This window comes from Enterobacter sp. CFEC122, assembly GCF_052983755.1.
The window spans coordinates 1-15,875 of sequence record NZ_JBRIQR010000002.1 but is presented as its reverse complement, the minus strand read 5'-3'; the positions used below and the strand labels follow the sequence as shown (position 1 = coordinate 15,875).

At 53.0% G+C, this 15,875-nt stretch carries 32 protein-coding genes; 4 read left to right on the top strand and 28 right to left on the bottom strand.

Features of this window, described 5'->3' with window-relative positions; translation table 11 throughout:
• Positions 1-2 precede the first annotated feature (2 nt).
• The 28 genes from ACVCAM_RS01885 to ACVCAM_RS01750 all read right to left on the bottom strand — a co-directional run bounded on the left by ACVCAM_RS01885 (position 3) and on the right by ACVCAM_RS01750 (position 13,867).
• Entirely contained in the window at positions 3-476 is a 474-nt protein-coding gene (locus ACVCAM_RS01885) for a DUF2280 domain-containing protein (RefSeq protein ID WP_000729396.1), read from the bottom strand.
• A gap of 31 nt (positions 477-507) precedes the next feature.
• Positions 508-1,128 (bottom strand): putative metallopeptidase, encoded by a 621-nt coding sequence (locus tag ACVCAM_RS01880; RefSeq protein WP_447093508.1) that lies wholly within the window; start codon positions 1,126-1,128, stop codon positions 508-510.
• 54 nt (positions 1,129-1,182) lie between these two features.
• Positions 1,183-1,368 carry a hypothetical protein gene (locus ACVCAM_RS01875; RefSeq protein ID WP_447093507.1) on the bottom strand — a complete coding sequence of 62 codons (186 nt, stop codon included), beginning with the start codon at positions 1,366-1,368 and terminating at the stop codon, positions 1,183-1,185.
• Entirely contained in the window at positions 1,349-1,693 is a 345-nt protein-coding gene (lysC, locus tag ACVCAM_RS01870; protein WP_447093506.1) for an Rz1-like lysis system protein LysC, read from the bottom strand. Before lysC ends, ACVCAM_RS01875 begins: the two co-directional genes overlap by 20 nt.
• Positions 1,694-1,900: 207 nt before the next feature.
• Entirely contained in the window at positions 1,901-2,515 is a 615-nt protein-coding gene (locus ACVCAM_RS01865; protein WP_031275085.1) for a glycoside hydrolase family 19 protein, read from the bottom strand.
• Positions 2,516-2,791, bottom strand: a complete 276-nt coding sequence (locus tag ACVCAM_RS01860) for a phage holin family protein (RefSeq protein ID WP_447093505.1) — start codon at positions 2,789-2,791, stop codon at positions 2,516-2,518.
• Entirely contained in the window at positions 2,788-3,186 is a 399-nt protein-coding gene (locus tag ACVCAM_RS01855) for a putative holin (protein WP_032666047.1), read from the bottom strand. The genes ACVCAM_RS01860 and ACVCAM_RS01855 overlap by 4 nt, the downstream gene beginning before the upstream one ends.
• A 115-nt stretch (positions 3,187-3,301) precedes the next feature.
• A complete protein-coding gene (locus ACVCAM_RS01850) occupies positions 3,302-3,916 on the bottom strand; it encodes a methyltransferase domain-containing protein (protein WP_447093504.1) in 615 nt (204 codons plus the stop codon).
• A complete protein-coding gene (locus tag ACVCAM_RS01845) occupies positions 3,822-4,763 on the bottom strand; it encodes a hypothetical protein (RefSeq protein WP_447093503.1) in 942 nt (313 codons plus the stop codon). The genes ACVCAM_RS01850 and ACVCAM_RS01845 overlap by 95 nt, the downstream gene beginning before the upstream one ends.
• Positions 4,757-5,227 (bottom strand): hypothetical protein, encoded by a 471-nt coding sequence (locus ACVCAM_RS01840; RefSeq protein WP_439210319.1) that lies wholly within the window; start codon positions 5,225-5,227, stop codon positions 4,757-4,759. Before ACVCAM_RS01840 ends, ACVCAM_RS01845 begins: the two co-directional genes overlap by 7 nt.
• Positions 5,228-5,428: 201 nt before the next feature.
• On the bottom strand, positions 5,429-6,061 hold the full coding sequence (locus ACVCAM_RS01835) for a bacteriophage antitermination protein Q (RefSeq protein WP_447093529.1): 633 nt from the start codon (positions 6,059-6,061) through the stop codon (positions 5,429-5,431).
• 110 nt (positions 6,062-6,171) lie between these two features.
• The gene (locus ACVCAM_RS01830; protein ID WP_201405586.1) at positions 6,172-6,531 is read right to left on the bottom strand and encodes a RusA family crossover junction endodeoxyribonuclease; all 360 of its coding nucleotides are present in this window, start codon (positions 6,529-6,531) and stop codon (positions 6,172-6,174) included.
• Entirely contained in the window at positions 6,528-6,827 is a 300-nt protein-coding gene (locus ACVCAM_RS01825; protein ID WP_001245609.1) for a DUF1364 family protein, read from the bottom strand. The genes ACVCAM_RS01830 and ACVCAM_RS01825 overlap by 4 nt, the downstream gene beginning before the upstream one ends.
• Entirely contained in the window at positions 6,817-7,269 is a 453-nt protein-coding gene (locus ACVCAM_RS01820; protein WP_087449896.1) for a recombination protein NinB, read from the bottom strand. The genes ACVCAM_RS01825 and ACVCAM_RS01820 overlap by 11 nt, the downstream gene beginning before the upstream one ends.
• Positions 7,270-7,509: 240 nt before the next feature.
• Positions 7,510-7,848 (bottom strand): hypothetical protein, encoded by a 339-nt coding sequence (locus ACVCAM_RS01815; protein WP_447093502.1) that lies wholly within the window; start codon positions 7,846-7,848, stop codon positions 7,510-7,512.
• An 80-nt stretch (positions 7,849-7,928) separates the two neighbouring features.
• Positions 7,929-8,102, bottom strand: a complete 174-nt coding sequence (locus ACVCAM_RS01810) for a hypothetical protein (protein WP_447093501.1) — start codon at positions 8,100-8,102, stop codon at positions 7,929-7,931.
• Positions 8,103-8,150: 48 nt separating this feature from the next.
• Positions 8,151-8,876 carry a hypothetical protein gene (locus tag ACVCAM_RS01805; protein WP_447093500.1) on the bottom strand — a complete coding sequence of 242 codons (726 nt, stop codon included), beginning with the start codon at positions 8,874-8,876 and terminating at the stop codon, positions 8,151-8,153.
• Positions 8,873-9,145, bottom strand: a complete 273-nt coding sequence (locus ACVCAM_RS01800; RefSeq protein ID WP_049004995.1) for a hypothetical protein — start codon at positions 9,143-9,145, stop codon at positions 8,873-8,875. Before ACVCAM_RS01800 ends, ACVCAM_RS01805 begins: the two co-directional genes overlap by 4 nt.
• Positions 9,146-9,147: 2 nt before the next feature.
• Complete coding sequence (locus ACVCAM_RS01795; protein WP_447093499.1) at positions 9,148-9,645, bottom strand: ead/Ea22-like family protein; 498 nt, start codon at positions 9,643-9,645, stop codon at positions 9,148-9,150.
• Positions 9,642-9,830: a hypothetical protein gene (locus ACVCAM_RS01790; protein ID WP_407223112.1), complete on the bottom strand. Its 189-nt coding sequence runs from the start codon at positions 9,828-9,830 to the stop codon at positions 9,642-9,644. Before ACVCAM_RS01790 ends, ACVCAM_RS01795 begins: the two co-directional genes overlap by 4 nt.
• The gene (locus tag ACVCAM_RS01785; protein WP_447093498.1) at positions 9,827-10,279 is read right to left on the bottom strand and encodes a hypothetical protein; all 453 of its coding nucleotides are present in this window, start codon (positions 10,277-10,279) and stop codon (positions 9,827-9,829) included. Before ACVCAM_RS01785 ends, ACVCAM_RS01790 begins: the two co-directional genes overlap by 4 nt.
• Positions 10,276-10,566 (bottom strand): DUF4406 domain-containing protein, encoded by a 291-nt coding sequence (locus ACVCAM_RS01780; RefSeq protein WP_045399478.1) that lies wholly within the window; start codon positions 10,564-10,566, stop codon positions 10,276-10,278. Before ACVCAM_RS01780 ends, ACVCAM_RS01785 begins: the two co-directional genes overlap by 4 nt.
• Positions 10,566-11,963: a DnaB-like helicase C-terminal domain-containing protein gene (locus ACVCAM_RS01775; RefSeq protein ID WP_447093497.1), complete on the bottom strand. Its 1,398-nt coding sequence runs from the start codon at positions 11,961-11,963 to the stop codon at positions 10,566-10,568. The genes ACVCAM_RS01780 and ACVCAM_RS01775 overlap by 1 nt, the downstream gene beginning before the upstream one ends.
• Positions 11,960-12,784, bottom strand: coding sequence for a replication protein (locus ACVCAM_RS01770; protein WP_275211772.1), 825 nt, complete (start codon positions 12,782-12,784; stop codon positions 11,960-11,962). Before ACVCAM_RS01770 ends, ACVCAM_RS01775 begins: the two co-directional genes overlap by 4 nt.
• On the bottom strand, positions 12,771-12,935 hold the full coding sequence (locus ACVCAM_RS01765) for a hypothetical protein (RefSeq protein ID WP_021241755.1): 165 nt from the start codon (positions 12,933-12,935) through the stop codon (positions 12,771-12,773). Before ACVCAM_RS01765 ends, ACVCAM_RS01770 begins: the two co-directional genes overlap by 14 nt.
• Before the next feature lie 78 nt (positions 12,936-13,013).
• Positions 13,014-13,268 carry a hypothetical protein gene (locus ACVCAM_RS01760; RefSeq protein WP_447093496.1) on the bottom strand — a complete coding sequence of 85 codons (255 nt, stop codon included), beginning with the start codon at positions 13,266-13,268 and terminating at the stop codon, positions 13,014-13,016.
• Between the two features lie 3 nt (positions 13,269-13,271).
• The gene (locus tag ACVCAM_RS01755; protein ID WP_000426372.1) at positions 13,272-13,592 is read right to left on the bottom strand and encodes a CII family transcriptional regulator; all 321 of its coding nucleotides are present in this window, start codon (positions 13,590-13,592) and stop codon (positions 13,272-13,274) included.
• A gap of 41 nt (positions 13,593-13,633) precedes the next feature.
• Positions 13,634-13,867: a transcriptional regulator gene (locus ACVCAM_RS01750; protein WP_000795144.1), complete on the bottom strand. Its 234-nt coding sequence runs from the start codon at positions 13,865-13,867 to the stop codon at positions 13,634-13,636.
• Between the two features lie 128 nt (positions 13,868-13,995).
• Between ACVCAM_RS01750 and ACVCAM_RS01745 the strand changes: the two genes are divergently transcribed.
• From ACVCAM_RS01745 to ACVCAM_RS01730, 4 genes are all read left to right on the top strand, one after another.
• Complete coding sequence (locus tag ACVCAM_RS01745; protein ID WP_047063801.1) at positions 13,996-14,688, top strand: XRE family transcriptional regulator; 693 nt, start codon at positions 13,996-13,998, stop codon at positions 14,686-14,688.
• Between the two features lie 262 nt (positions 14,689-14,950).
• Positions 14,951-15,151, top strand: a complete 201-nt coding sequence (locus tag ACVCAM_RS01740; RefSeq protein WP_021241757.1) for a hypothetical protein — start codon at positions 14,951-14,953, stop codon at positions 15,149-15,151.
• Positions 15,151-15,348: a DUF1482 family protein gene (locus tag ACVCAM_RS01735; RefSeq protein ID WP_000501155.1), complete on the top strand. Its 198-nt coding sequence runs from the start codon at positions 15,151-15,153 to the stop codon at positions 15,346-15,348. The genes ACVCAM_RS01740 and ACVCAM_RS01735 overlap by 1 nt, the downstream gene beginning before the upstream one ends.
• A gap of 10 nt (positions 15,349-15,358) precedes the next feature.
• Complete coding sequence (locus tag ACVCAM_RS01730) at positions 15,359-15,631, top strand: hypothetical protein (RefSeq protein WP_447093495.1); 273 nt, start codon at positions 15,359-15,361, stop codon at positions 15,629-15,631.
• The last annotated feature ends 244 nt before the right edge of the window (positions 15,632-15,875 follow it).

The following is a 15,875-nucleotide window of genomic DNA, read 5'->3' as shown; positions in this document are numbered from 1 at the left end:
AATCACCCCATCATCTTGCGGTAAAGCTCTGCGGCCTGATCTGCGGTGAGGTTGGTCGTCTCGGTCTTGATCGGGCCGCCATCCTTGCCAGTGCTCTCAACCTTCAGCTTATTGGTGTAAGCGTCGCCAACCTCTTTCGCGGCCTGTTCAATCAGCTGCGCGGTCAGGGAGAAGTTTTTCATCCCCTCGGTTTTGGTTGCCATGCGGTCAAGCACGCGGAGGCGATAGGATTTGTTCGCGATCGGAATGTCGCTGGTTTCGGTCAGGAACCGTTCGCGCGTCGCGTGGAACATCTCGATCCACTTTTTGGCGAGCGTCTTACCGCTGGCCTTCGTGGGGTCGTGAGATTCAGCCTGCTGGCGGGTAATCTTGATCCCGAATTCTTTTTGGACAGCCTCGACCACCTGCGATGGCGTGTCATAGCACGCAAGCGACTGAATGATGAAGGCTTTCACATCAGGTTTTAATGCAGCCATAAATCACCATTCGTCTTATACAGTCCAGTATTTAAGCCAGTCGCAGCATGCACGTCCCGCACGCTCTGGCAATATCGAGATGAGCAACCTCCGCTGGCTGATTCGCCGCATCAATCATTTCCTGCACGTCCCGGCTTGCACCGTAACGGCGAACCACGCCCACAAACTCTTCCACGTCATGGCCGCGCAGCTTCAGCTTTGGCTGCCCTTCCTGCGTGAACTTCGGCGCGCCAAATTCATCTGTCGCCTGGCAGATGTGATAAAGCTCGTGCTCTATCAGCGCACAGAATTCCAGATCGGAACATTGCGAGCAGTAATCAGCGGCCAGCGTGATGATGAACTGCGGCACCCTGCCGAACCATTCATACATCTGCTGCTCCATCCGCGCTTTCTGCCAGCCTCCAGCCCGCATTGCCACTTCTTCCGCCTGCCCCAGCACGGAACGCCCTTTCTTCTCGAAAGCGTTAGACGCCCAGAGAAAGCACAGATCCGCTTCAAGCAAATGCTGGTGGTCAGGATTGTAGAGGTCACCTTCATCGCTCAGGATGTGCTGATTCAGCCACTCGCCAACATCACTGGCGGGCATTATGCTGATGTACGGCTTCGGGTCAGATGGCATCGTAAAATGCGCTGGTGGGTGTGGTCTGTTCATGAATAATTCCAGTGCTCCATTATCGAAACCCCTCAGCGAAGGGCTTCTGTAATGTCAGTCCCGGACGAACGTAACCTTTGTGGTTATCATTCGCCGTACAAGGCGCGTCGCTTCGCGTTGCATTTCGTCAATGACTTTTGGCGTCAGCGGCTGACGCGCATATTTGCGTTCAATCTCTGCAAAAATCCCGTTCAGCGCCTCGCGGTCTGGTGGGATAACTTCAACGTTTAATCGTGCCATCGGTTTGTCCTGCCCTGCTGTTCTCGAAAGTCCTGATATCAGCCTTATCCCTGTTGCACTGAGCCAGCGCAGACATCAACGCGACATTCAGGTTAAGACTTGCTCCCCACGTAAACGGGTCGGGTAAATCTGGCTGGGGTGTTTCAGCCGTCAGGCTGGCTGGTAACGGAACTACCGGAACCGGCACGTAGACCGTTCGCGTATTCGTGCATCCGCTTAACTGCGCCAGCAGGAACAACACGAACAGCGCAATCATCATCCGCAACAGCAGCCTTGATATCGTTCTCGGCTCTCTGTGACTCCAGTGCGATCTGCTGCTTAGCATGTTGGTTTGTCTCCAGAATGATGTTCGTTATTGCCACGGTGCGCAGGACATTCGCGGTGATTGTCTCAGAGGAATCAGCACGCTGTTCTGCATCGTCAGCGCGACGCTGTTCCTCCAGAAACTTTCCATGATAGTGATCCGCTGACCAGACAAGACCACCTGCAATACAGGCGATAAACGTCACAATGAGCACCCAATAACTCATTTTCATACCAGCAGCGCCGCCCGCGCTTTGTTGTAGCGGATCTTGCGGTCATCAATGCCATTCAGGCCGCCGTTAATGATGCGCGTAACACGAGTAATATCGGCACCGTAGGCCATGCACCCTTTGGATGTGTAGAACCAGGCGGCAGAGCGTGCTGCCTGAAGTTCCTGTTCGAGCTGTTCAGGTGAAGTAACGAGGTCTAACTTCAGCGCCGCCCCGCAGGTGCGATAATTGTCGAGGCCAGTGATTTGAATTAACCCTCTGCCGCGATATTTCCAGCCGTCGCCGGGCGCTTTGTTACCCAGGCGGTTGCTATACACGAGATTGGCGATGGCATCCTGGCGGGCTGCGTGTTCGGTTGTTCTGCCAAGCGCATCAGCCTGCTGCTGTGTGATCCTCTTTCCGAAGGTCGCCACCAGCGCAGATGGTGTGTAGTTCAAATTTTCTACTACAGCGCTAAAGCCGCCTGACTCATGACCTACCTGAGCGATGAACATGGCCTGATCCGCAGGTGCTGTAATGCCAAATTCTTTCATCGCCGCATCTACTGGCTGAAACCAGCGCGCAGCCAACCCGGCGCTGATACCAGCCGCCATTTGAAATTGAGATTGATTCATCTATGTTGCTCTCACAAATTTTGCCAGGTTCCCGCCAGCCACCCATACCGCGACGCAGACAGTCGCATTCAGCATGAATTCACCAGGGTCGACCTGTACGTAATCGCCATGGATAATCCGGAATGCTGTATATCCGGCTGAAAGAATAATCAGGTACGCAAACAATGAGACGCCAAGCAGGTACGCTTTCCCCGTCTTATTGAAGAACATCAGACGGAACATTATCAGCAGGCAAACCACCGCGTTTGCGTGAAGCATCAGCGAATCCCATGTCATTCATCACCCCCATCCAGTCCGGGAAGGCTCCCGTTTTTGGATTTGGACAAAATGCGAAGGAGGATGGCGACCGAAATGGATGCGGCGACCAGCGCGCCGATATTTGGTGATACTTCGATGGTCACTGGTGGTGTCAGCAAACTCAGTGCAGAGTTAATAACGCCAGCCATGATGGTCGCCATAGGCACCGCGAACGAGACGCCGCCAAGAAACGAAATAATCGCGAATACCGCCTGTTTCCATATCTGGTGCGGCTCAGACGTCAATACATAGAGCGCAGCACCTCCGAGGGAGAAAAGCATTACGCCGGGAGTGGCTTCGGGAAACAGAGTGGCAAGCGTCACCCCCACAGTCCCGGCAGCAAACCCACCAGCTACAGTTAATGGATCAGACATATGATTTCCGTGTGTAGGGTTCAGGCTATCGGGCTGGATTTAACACAAAGCACGTCGAGGATGATTCCCGTAGCCTGAAAAAGAGGCCCGCCGAAGCGGGCAAATGAGGGTTAACTCAAGTACGCCTGAAAGCGTAAGTGCCAACACCTTTGCGCCCGAGCTCACACTCGATATTGTTGTGTTCCACGCATTCAAAGCCCTGCTCTGTAAACCAGCGCCTGATACCCTCATCAGTGAAATACCAGATGTGCTCGTTCTTCCTGAAATGGTGCGAGCGAAGAATGTCTCCGGCATCAGTAAAAATGGGGATCGACACGAAAACAAACTCTGTAGCCTGCTGTACCGCCAGCTCCGGCTCGTCGATGTGCTCCAGTACATCCCACATCGTCAGCGCGCGCCACTTACTGGCGTAGAGGTCAGCGAATGCGCCCCGCTCGTTCAGCCAGGCGATACCAGCCGGATTAACGTCATACCCAAGCGTTCCCGGTCGGGTAGAGACGAACTGACCGGCACCGATACCAACATCTAGAACAGGACCGTGAAAATGGCGCTCCACCAGCTCAATACGGGATTGCGTTAAGGCTCTGCCCGTTTCGGTGTCGGCCAGCTGCTGATACTTCGCAAAATACTGCTCGTCATACGGGCGTGACGCCGGAACCGGATAACGACCGATGCCCAGCTCCGGGAGGAATACCAGCCCGCTGTTCAGTTCCTGATAAAACGACTTCATTCAGCCAGGCCTCGAATTTTGAATCAAAGTTGGAGATGCGTTTGTCGCAATGGTGATCCCACGCTTCGCACCGACAATAATTGTCCGGGATTGCCCAGCCAACGCGGGATAAATCCATCGCCGGATCGGTGACTATCTCGGGAGCGTTATGCCCACCGCGCCCACCAGCGACAACGTAAACAGGTGTTTTGTACGCAATGGCAGCAGGCAGCGCCCAGCCGACAGGAGAAACCACGACAGCGGCATGCGCTACCAGACGCATCAGCTCTTTGATACTGAGCTCGCCAGCGTGCATTTTCAGATCCGCCTCTGGTTCTTCACCCACCAGCCACTCTTCCCCGTCCTGCAAATCAGCGACGCTAATCACGCAGAAATGTTTCCGCAGAATTCGCGATGCACGCAGAAGGTAGTCGGGATCAGGGTTTCGGGAGTCGCTCCGCCATTCAGAACGAACCGTTGCCGGACGGATAACGGCGATCGGCTTTTGGTGCGTAAACTGCGCCGGGCCAAAGGAGGGTAAATCAAGCGCTGCTGGCGTTACGCCGAACTGGCGGCGCATCGCATCGAATATCGAACCGCGCCGCAGATCATCCGGACCGTAAAATATTCGCTTCGTCTGGCGTGGCGATGGCGGCGGATAAAACTTTGCTGAGCTGCGAAACTCGTTTTTTCGCTGCGTTCTGAGCGCGGTATCACTTCGGACAGCTTTTACTGGCAGGTCTTCGTAAAGTTCCGGCCATGCCGTCTTAATGAATGTCCCCTCAGGCAGCTGTTTGACGAAAGCGCGCTGGTAAATGGTGTCTCCCATTCCCAGCATGCCATCGATGTAAATCGGAGGATTCAGCATGTAACCTCGCTGATCGCCGCTTCAAGAGGTAGACGACGAAAGCAATTAAGCGCCGTCTGGCGGCTGCTGTTGATGATATTGACGCTTCCACGCAGTTGCCCCGCAACCCTGGCAAACTCGCTATGCCAGCGCTTCACGTTCGCTGCTGTCGGATTATCAAGGGCAGTATGATCACCGTGCCAGTGACTACCGTTTGAGATTGAGCAATCGAAGCCCAGCAGGATGATGCTACTGGCACCCAGCCATTGAGCGAACAGGATCGCTCTCTGCCCCGAATTGAATGTGCCGCTGGTATCTGTCGGGAAGAGGTTCACGCCGTATCGGGTGTGTGCTCTCCGGTTACATGACCAGCGTTCTGGGCCATCGGGCAGCGCGGGAATGTTCACATCCCACCAGCGCAGATCGCCAGCATAAATGTGGGTGCATTCCGGTATGGCTCGCCATGATGAATTAACCGCTATCACAGGAAGCCCTGAGCGTGCAGCTATTTGACAGTCAACGGGAGTAAGGGACGGGCCAGAAGCGCAGATGATCGCCGTGTGCATACATTATTCACCCGATGGCATTGAGCCAATAAAAAAGCCCCGCACAATGGCGAGGCTCTTAATTTGGTCGACAATCGAAGCTATGGCGACGATATCAGATTTACATGAAATGTATGCTATTTAATTGACTTTTGCAACACCCTGCTGAGAAAAAGTCGCCTTTTGTTGTGATCTTGTTCTCACAGCACAGAGAAGAGAATCACCATCAAGTCGTTTATAGATGGCGCACATACATCGCCAGTAATCGGCATAGTTATGGCACCAGTTATCCGCCTTAACGCCACACAGAGCTGCCAAGTCCTGATGCTGATACACATCCTTGCCCGCCAGCTCTGCTTTGACGTCCTGCGCCGCCAACCAGATCAGCTTCTTCAGGCGCTCCATCGTCTTGCCGGCCACCTTCTTCGCGCCGAGTCGCTCCCGGAACTCTGCCCATGCCCACTGGGTTATAGCCACCTGGAACTCAAAGCTGATGTTTTCGCTGTAGTTCCACAGTAGCCACGCTTTCTGGTGTTCTTCGAGTGCCAGCACAGCCCGCCGCCATGACGCAGTTGAAAATTCAACTGGGCTCACTAGAGCAATTGACGATCCCTTGGCACGGGATTGCTTACCGGGTATTGGCGGGTTATCCAGGGTGATCATTTTCCCTGTTACCTCATCCATTATTCGAGGTTTCTTTCGCTTAAAGGTGTCGGTATCAAACTGGGCGTTTTCCAGCCACGCCATTAATTGCCCTTTTGTCGCCCCACTCATATCAGCGGTCGCAACAATTAGTTGTTGCCGTATAAACTCCAGATATTGCGCAGTTGGAAACGTCGCTCGTTCGTTAGAACTCTTCTGGTAGGTGTTGATTTCGTTACGTGTCACTGTGAGTTCTCCCGGATGATGATCTGGCCATTCTCGCCCCATAGCTTTGTGATGCGACAATCCCAGACGCTGGAATCATCATCAAACAGGGCATCCATCAGTGCTTTAAGCATGTTGTCGCAGTCTGGTTTTGACTGGTGCGGCTTGCCGTTGAACTGTTCCCGCTTCTTTTTGCTCCAGCTCGGAGGCATTGGCATAACGAAGGTAATATGCGCGCCGGACTCAGGGAGATTGATTTTGCGCAGGCGTGCTTCATCGCAGAATGCGCGGTAACGCATGACCGCAGGCCGTGTTTTCCATTTGTCGGCGCGGGTCATCCGGGGCTTGCCGATCGGGGTGATGTCGTAAATTTTCATGCTGGCACCACCAGCCCAAGGCGGGCGATCTGGATAACAGTCAGAACGATAGCGCGGTCCATCAGCTGGCGGCGTTCGTCGCGCGATAGCTTGCTCCCGTTGTCGATGCTGTCGTGGCAGCAAACGCAGATCGCCGCCGTGGCGCAATCATCGGCTTTCAGGCCCATGCCTTTGCCTTCATTGCGATGCGCTACCTGCGTCCCCCACGAACCGCATAACACGCACTGTTCGATCTGCCCGACAGCAGCGAGCCATTTTTTGCTGCGGTAGGTTTTCTGGCTGGGGTTATTTCGCATTGCTGTCCCCCCAACGCTTTGCCCACTCGATTTCATTGCGGGATTGTTCGCTGAAGGTGACACCCTGCTGGGTGCCGAACCAGTAAATCGTCTCAATGACTTCGACCATCTGGGGAATGGTCATTTTGCTGGTGCGCTGGCCGAACATCACGACGCCGCCGTCAAGACCGGGGGCCATTCGCTGTTCCTGTTTTTTGGTCTTCGCCACCAGCGCGGTGATGAGGTCTTTCCAGTCGTCGGAATCGTATTTATTGCCGAACCAGAGAACCTGGTCGGAAAGGTCTTTCAGTAACGGCCACATCTTGCGGTTTTGAATGGCAGTGCGCGTAGACTCTTTGACGTCGAGAATCAGCGGGCGCTTGCTGTCGACCGGCAACTGACGAATGTAATTGATAGCGTTCTGCTTAACGCTTTCGTTAACGAGGTGGAATTGTTGGCTCACGCGTCACCCCCGAAGAGGTTAAGCGACAGATACGACAATTCGCTGACGTCGGATAACGTCAGGCGATTGTGTTTAAGCTGGTGGTGCTGCGCCATGGTGTTCTCCGTGGCGCGAATGTCCGGGTGTCAGTTGTTCAGGCTGACAGGGATATTATGGCTGGGCATTGGGGCAAAAGCAATTTAACGCCGACAAAAAAAGCCTCCAAAGAGGCTTGTATGTTATTGATTACATTGTGACATGTCACACTACTAGTTTAGTTTCGTGCCAGCCACGCGTAACCCAGCATTGCGAATCACCGTCGCACGGACACGACTTAACCGGTAGCGCATCGCCGCATTTACCGCAGCGGTTCGCGCGGATTGACTTGATACGACCACGAACGCGGGCATCGTCTTGGCGGATCAGCATTGCGACGTATTCGCTCATTTCATATGGCGCTCGCCCCGGGCGGCGTAATGCACAATTGCGCTCCAGCATCTCCAGTTCCTGCGTATCAAGTATGAGCTCAAATTTACGCCCACCAGCAGCGGCTTGCCGGGCCCGCTGCGCTGCTTTGCGTTCTGCTGCTGTCTTAGCCATTGTCCTTTCCCCTGCCCTGGATGATTTCCATCACTTCGCCTCCTGCTGCGGTGCTGGCTTGATAACGATCTCTTCTTTTTTCACAATGCTTTCCCCTGAGATTTAATCATCTTTTCAAGATCGTTAAGTCTGCTGGCCATGTAACTGTTACCCATGAGCAGCACGGCACCCAGCCACAAACTATTTTCGCCGCGTAAAAGCGCTCCCCCTAAAAGCAGTACCGCTAACACGCAGTTAATTACGATGTATCTCATTTCTTATCCCCTGAACGGAATTGGTCGGTAACTTCAGCAACGGCTTTGCTATGGGCGAGGAGCCTCTTCGCAAGAGTGCTTCCCATTTCGATCAATCCATTCTGGAGAGCAAGCCACCCAGCCATCAGGAATCACCGGAGAGTTGCTGGTAAGCGGGATGTAATCCAGCCCCCACACCGTTGAAGGGTCTTTTTTACCCAACACGAACAGTGGAGCATTACCTCGCAGACCACGATTATCATCCTGATAGTCGGCACGCAGCCAACCTAATACCGAATTGCTTGATGGTTGCTTGACGGTTACTTGATCGGCACCCTGAAGCATGGCGGCGCGGCGGTTCATGCCATCCAATGCAATGCGCATAGCCTGAATCCCTGCCGAACCATCAGGGTAAATCCCGTAACGCTCGAATACGTCGATGTGGTTACGCATGAACGTAGGTGTAAGCACTTTGTAGGCATGAGCAAGCGGACCAGAAACATCATCAGGCACAGATACCGGCGCTAGCGGGGCGGTGTAAAACTTCGTGCCAAGCGGCAACCGTTTCATCTTGCTAGCTCCCTTAATAATTCGGTGAGTTGATGCTCCACCGAGGTCTACCGTGCCGTCCATAACCAGTCCATCACGCTGCTCGGAAACCTCACCCACAGGCTCCGCTTCGAGCGATGCCAGCGCGATACGCGCCAGCGAAGAAGCCTCACCGCATTGAACGTGGTCAGTTTCGATAATTTGCTGTAACTGCTCTTTGGTGAATTCTTTGGTAATAGCGCTCATGGGCGAATCTCCGTCCTGCCACCAAGTAAGCGGATTGCCACTCGTTCCCGCAAGGTAAGCGGTCGATGGTGTCCGCGCGCATTAACAATTTCAGGCTTTCCATTCGGCGGATAATTAACCCTGACTGATTGACCATCCAGCGCGTGAGAAGCTTCAAGCAACGCTGACTTTAAGTGCGCAGGGCACTCTCTCTGCACCTTCTCGCCGTCAGAAATGACACCCGCAATGCCCTGAAGCATGCTCGCTAAATTACTGAGATAATTTTTCACGTTCACTCTCCTTTACCAGCTGCGGCGGCGCGTTCCGCGTCCCACTTCTGCATGTATTCTTCGATATCACTCCATTCCTCACCAGAACCAGCCAGCGCATCAATTACTGACTGGCGTTCACTGTGCTGTTCTTTACGCTCCAGCTCAGCAATCCGCCTGTCTTTGGCATCCAGCTCATCCAACATCCTACCCAGAGTTTTGGTGTGCATTTCTTCTCGCTCAAGCAATGCTGTTCCGCAATGTCGTTGCTCAAGTTCAGCAATCTCATTCAGCAGCGCCAGCATTGTTTCCGGGCTAGCTGCAGCGATATATCTCAATACGTTTTCAGACTGTTTCACTCCCCCTGCGGCTTTATTCAGACAGTAGATAGCCTCTGCTCCGCCTACTGTGATATATCCCCGCCCTGGGGCGCTGAGGTCGCTGGTGTAGACGTACTCCCAGTCATTTTGTCCTGCACGTTCAGCCGCTTCACGTAATGCGCGTTTGTCGATGTTGCTCATTGGGCGGTCTCCCTGCTAGCTACGTATTCTTCATCGGTCATTGCGTACGCTTCACGAATGAGCTTTGCTGCCTCGATGGCCACATTCGCACGGTTATCAGCAGGCATTCGAGGGTGCTGCTTAGCAATGGCTGCCGCGATATCACAAAACAATTTCATATGGTCGATTTCGTATGTCTTGCTCATAACTGCACTCCTTTGCGAAAAGTAGAGACAAAACCAGCTGCTCCAGCAGCACCACTTCGCAACTCTGGTGTTGGGCTGGTCTTTGATAATTCGGTGAACCGAGCTTCTAACTCATCAATCAGCTCATTTCGCGCCCGCACCCGCACTTCAGCCAGGAAAGCGTCGGTTGCCGGCATGTTTCCTGTCGCAATCATTGCTGCAAGGATGGCCTTCACACCGTCCTGCCCGACCTCTTCGCAGATGGCGTCTGTATTTGCACCAACAACATCACAGAATGTCTGCACCGCATTGCGAGCGTTCGCATTCTCCGCAGCCAGCGAATTACTGCGAGCCAGTTGCACATCCAGCTGCGTCGCCAGTTCACGCACCAGCGCGGCAGACTCAGCACAATGCAGCTCTTTAGCCAGAGCATGTCCGGCAGCTACGAGTTCTTTGGTTTTGTTGGTCATACCGCACTCTCCTGATGAATGATTTCCAGATCCAACTTTTGAGCCAGAGCGTGTTCCGCTTTTGCGCCTGCGGAGTTCTGCCAGCCGGACAGCAGGAAAATACCGTCAGCGCAGCGGAGCATCGCGAGACAAATATCCATGTACTCTGGCTGGCTCAGGCCATCGGGAAGCGTCGCGGGGTTTAACACCACATGGCCTTCCGAAGCCAGGCGCATAGCCTCGAAATGGAACGCAGGACGGTTATATTTCGGAATGCCGGTCATTGGCCCAGCAATGTAAATTTTCATCAAAATTCCCTCTTTTTGTTTGGTCTGGCATCATTCGCGCGGCGTTTCTGCTCAGCAGCTGCCTGGTCACAGTCGTAGATCGCACCGTTGCGCTGGTCGCAATACACAACGCCGGTAGGGCCGTGGCGGTTCAGGCGCAACAGCAATTCGGTAGCCGCCTGATCTGCGTTTTCGTCGTATGCGCCTTCGCGGTAGATGCCGATCCAGTAATCGCAATCCTGCTCAATCTGCCCGGTGTCGCGGGAATCACTTGGCATCGGGCGTTTGTTGGTGCGCTTCTCCAGATCGCGGTTCAGCTGGGTAAGCAGCACCACGATGCAGTTCAATTCCTTTGCCAGGTTCTTCAGCCCCTTCGTGATAATCCCGTAGGCCAAATCGTTACGGTCAGCCTTGTCGGCGGTCATCAGCGTCAGGTAGTCCACCAGCACCATGCCGACAGCGCCGCGTTCGCGTTTAATGCGGCGTGACTCTGCGACGATGTGCGCCAGCGTGACCCCGGGCGTGTCGTCGACGTAAAGATTCCCGGTCTGGGCAAGACGTCCACCAGCAGCAAAAGCCATTGCCACCTGCGCGTCGTCGTACCGATCGCCATAAAACACGTCGGTATTGACGCGGCTGACCTGGCCGATCATGCGTTCCACAATCTGCTTATCCGGCATCTCAAGGCTGAACATCAGCGCGGGGAGCTGTTCAACTTCGGCACAGTTGACGGCCAGCTGGCTATACAGCGTGGTTTTACCCATCTTCGGACGTGCGCCGATCACCATCAGAGCGCCTTTAACCAGCCCTTTCGGTTGAAGCAGTTCATCCAGCGAGCCGATCCCCGTCGACAGCCCGCGCGTTGCGTCTGAGTCGCTCCAGCGCGCTTCCACCTCGTCCACCCAGTCGCCCATCACTTCCGAAAACTCACGAAGCCCCCGGCGGTTACCGGTTTTCGCGTAGTCAGCGATATCAGTGAACAGGGTCTGAATAGCGTCAAACTTCTGGCTGGTGGTCATCCCGTTGCGGGAATACAGCAGCTCGGTGGCGCTGTTCAGCTTGTCAATGCCGTAACGCTCCATAGCTTTCTCGCGCACCAGCATGGCGTAGTGAACGATGTTCGCCGCGCTGGGAGTGTTTTTGGATATCTCGGCCATGTAAGCGAATCCACCAGCCTGCTCGCCAAGCCCTTTAGATTCCAGCGACTCAATCAGGGTGATCAGGTCGATAGGCTTCTGGTTGGCTACCAGCTCCCGCATCTCGGCGAAAATCACCTGGTGGGGGCGGATGTAGAACGATTCTGGTTTGAGCATCGACATGGCGGTCTGGCAGCGATCGCTACCGCTATCCAGCATCATGCCGCCCAGCACGCTTTGTTCGGCTTCGATATTCTGCGGGATCATGTTCATGTCGGTCATAGCGCTTTCTCCCTGGTTTTCAGCAGGGTGTCAGAACGCAGCAGATAATCGAAACTGGCGCGCCAGCCTCTGTCGTTTTCACCGAAGTAAAACTTTGGTGCTCGCTCAGCGAAAGCGGCGAAGTAATTCTCCACAGCCTCGACGGTTGGCTCTTTTAGTTCGGTCAGCAGGCGTTTGATAGCACGGCGACGTTTGTCGTTTAGTGCCTCTGCCTGGGGAAGGCGGTCTCCCAGGGTGGTGTTGTATGCAGACAGTACCGCCTGGTAGTCGATCTGGGTTTTCTTTGAGACGGATTTTTCTTCCTGCCCGACACACTCCCCCTCTGGGGGTTGGGGGGTATTTATATTGTCTTTGGTAAGACTGTTTAGGGTGTCGGGTGATTTCGCCCAATTCAAAACCTCTTTTCGCCCAACATTTTGGGTAATTCCGCCCAACCTTTTGGGTGATTTTTTTGGTGTCTTTTTGAGAACCCATTTATCAATGCTTACGTTAATACTTACCAGCTTGAACCCTCCCACTTTACGCAGATTAATAATCCTGCGTTCCGCTAGAACATTCAGGGCATCCGCTACATCCGAATCGTCCAGGTCGGTCACTTCAGCCAGGTAAGTATTTGTTACCTTGTCCTCTGACTTATTCCAGCCAAAGGTGCAGTAGATAACGGCATCCAGAACCTGATGTTCACGGCCTGCAAGTTTCAGTTTTGGCTTAAGCTTTCCGATGCTGGTAGCAATACGCATGTACCCGTCATCAAGACTCGCCACTTTACTCTCCAATACCTCACGCTGAGGCTGGTAGTCTGCTAACTTAACGACGCCCATTTTTCACTCCCGATGTAGCCAGAGCCAGACGGATCACGCCAACCAGACGTTCGGCGAACGCCCTGTTTTTTGACGCGGCGACCACCAGCCCATCAGGGGAATCCTGAAGGCGTCGCTCCTCATTTTCCTGGTACTTTTTGCGCTTTGGCATTAGAATTGACCTCGCAATTTACTCACGTTTGTTGCACCTGAGAGCCGCTTGTGTTGACGCACAGCGGCTTTCGCCTTTTCAGAACAGCCCAGCCTGGGCGTTCCGTTTAACTTTTCGCTTCTCAAATCGGTCAGCGGGTAACTGCTGCTTATCCGCCCACAGCTTTGCGTGTCGTAAAACATCATCAAAAATCTTCCCTTTCCTGCTTGCCTGGCTCATGCGCTTGTACATGTCGATAGCCTGGAATGCCCCCCCCTGAGCCACTCCCAGAGAGAAACCGAGCTTCAGCAGTTCTTCACGCACATGCTTTTCGATGAATTCGATATGGTTCATGGTTTAATCCCACCCCAGCGGCCCCGGCCTTGCCCGTTCGGCTTTCAGCCCGATATCAGCGAGCGTTTCGACTGAGGCCAGATATTCACGCGATACCAGCACTGCTTCCGGTGGTGCGGCCTGAATCCCCAGGAAGGCCAGCTCTTTCGCCATGGTGCTGAAATGCCCTTCGGCTTTACGTCTGCTGGCCGTCGACTCGCTGATGCCCATATGCTCGGCGTAAGACTTCTGGCCCACTGATGCAAGCCGGTTGAGCAGGACGCTTTCTATCTCAACCGGATTGATTACTGGCGGGTCTAACTTTCGTGCGATTGCGTTCTCCATGGGTGATAATCCTCATAAAGTGAGTTACGCCACTGGTTTGACTAAATGGCGTGGTTATTTGGATGTGGAAAAATGGATGGAAGATCAGGCCGAAATTCGTATGCCTGAATCTCTCCGTTAACGGCATTAACAAGGTCTGGGACATGAACAGGAGAAATACGCTTCTTCCCGTTCAACCAATCACAGATCGTTGATTGGGCCTTTCCACAGCGTTTAGCTAACTCTTTCTGACTACCGACAAGGGCAATCGCTTTTTCTACTGCGGGGTTCTTCATAATCACCTCAGCTATCAGTTTAAAGCGATTATGTATATCACTTTAGCGATTGTCAATCGCCTATGCGATTCTTTGCCAAACAATCGCCTTGGCGATACTATTTAAACAGGGCTTAAAAAGAGGCTTTTATGGGATTCTCAGAACGCTTAGGGCACGCAATGGACGTCGCTGGATACACGCAGGCTAGGCTGGCGAAAGATGTAGGCATGGCTCAGTCCAGCGTAAATAAGTTACTTAAAGGTGCGAACGGCTCACGAAAAACAGTAGAGATCGCATCTGTTCTGGGTGTGCGTCCTGAATGGCTTTCAACGGGGCAAGGTGAGATGTTGGAATCTGGAATTCGCGAAGCAAACACGCTATACCAAATTAAACCAGTTATGAATGAGGTTTACCGCGTGGATGTGCTTGACGTTAAGGCCAGCGCCGGTCCTGGCTCGCTAGTTACCAGTGATTTTATCGAAACCATAAGAGCAATCGAATACACAACTGAACAGGCTCGCGCACTTTTCGGAAACCGCCCCGCAGATAATGTAAAAGTTATCACTGTTAACGGCGACAGCATGGATGGAACCATCTCACCAGGAGATCAAATTTTTGTTGATACTGGCGTGACTCATTTTGATGGTGATGGCGTTTACGTATTTGTGTTCGGAAAAACTCTGCACGTCAAAAGACTTCAGATGCAAAGAGATCGGCTTGCTGTCATCTCAGACAACCCTATCTACGAGAAATGGTATGTTGAGTCAGAAGACGAAGATCAGTTCTACGTAATGGCTAAAGTGCTACTAAGACAATCAATAGAGTACAAGCGCTTCGCATAAACCCGGCTTGCCGGGTTTTTTATTGTCCCTGACCTGATTAAAATTCCCCCAACCCCTTCGCTAATGTCATTTCATCGCACATTTTCCAATCAAATAAATAACCTTATAGATCATAAAATTATCGCTTTAGCTAAATAAATTATCGTTTAAGCGATTGACTCAAATAATCGCTTTAGCTATTGTTAGCTCATCCAAACAACGCATTCAAACGCGAATGCCCGGGTAAAAGTTCTGGCAGCCGGGAAGACGGCAAGGGGATGAGATGAAAACTAACCACGCAGTACCAAACAACGGTCGTGCTGTCGTCATGCGCAACAGTCGCACCGGCGCAGCATGGCAGGTTTCCTACGACTACCGCGATGGCACCTACTGGCACGAACCGCAGGGCAATCTGCGCAACATTCGCCGCCCTTATGCCTCACGCACCATCGAACCAAATCTTGTGCCTGCGGGGACTCACTGATGGGAGCCCTGTACGCATTAGTGCTGACCATCACCATGACGAACGGTGATTATCAGGACGCTGTTGTCGGTATTTTCGACAATCAGCAGCAATGTGAAGCGGCAGCGAGTGAGCAAATGGGCGTCACTAACTGCTATCCAGTCGAAGGCATCATTCACGCTGACGAAACGCCAGCTGGTTATGACGCGAAATTTTGAGGGATAAGGGATGTGCAACTGCATTAATGAGGTCGGTGCTCAGATCGAAGCGCGACTGAAAGAGAAGGTTCCGGAAGGTGCTGAAGTAAGCGAAAGCACTTTTGATACCGGTTGGGATAATCAGATTCTTTCTCTTTCCGAAGGCAAACTGTTTGTGATGCTGAAATACAAACTGGCGTACCGGGCCAAAAAGAAAAACGGCGAAATGGCTAAAAACCTGAACCGCCTGGAAACCAACGTAAAAATGAGTTTCTGCCCGTTCTGCGGCGAATCGCAGGGCTGACACCACCAGCAAAACCGAATTTAACCGAACAGTCGGCTATTAAAGCGACAGGATTGTTACACCAAAAATTTAAGGATCAGCAATGTTCGACTTAATTAAGCACCTCGTTAAAAACGATATTCAGCACACTGTTTCCGATAACGGGAATATTACCGTCACCCACAATCTGGATCTGGATGATGTTAGCGGCGTCGACGCCTTGCCGGACAATCTGACCGTGGGCGGCTCGCTCGACCTGGAAGGC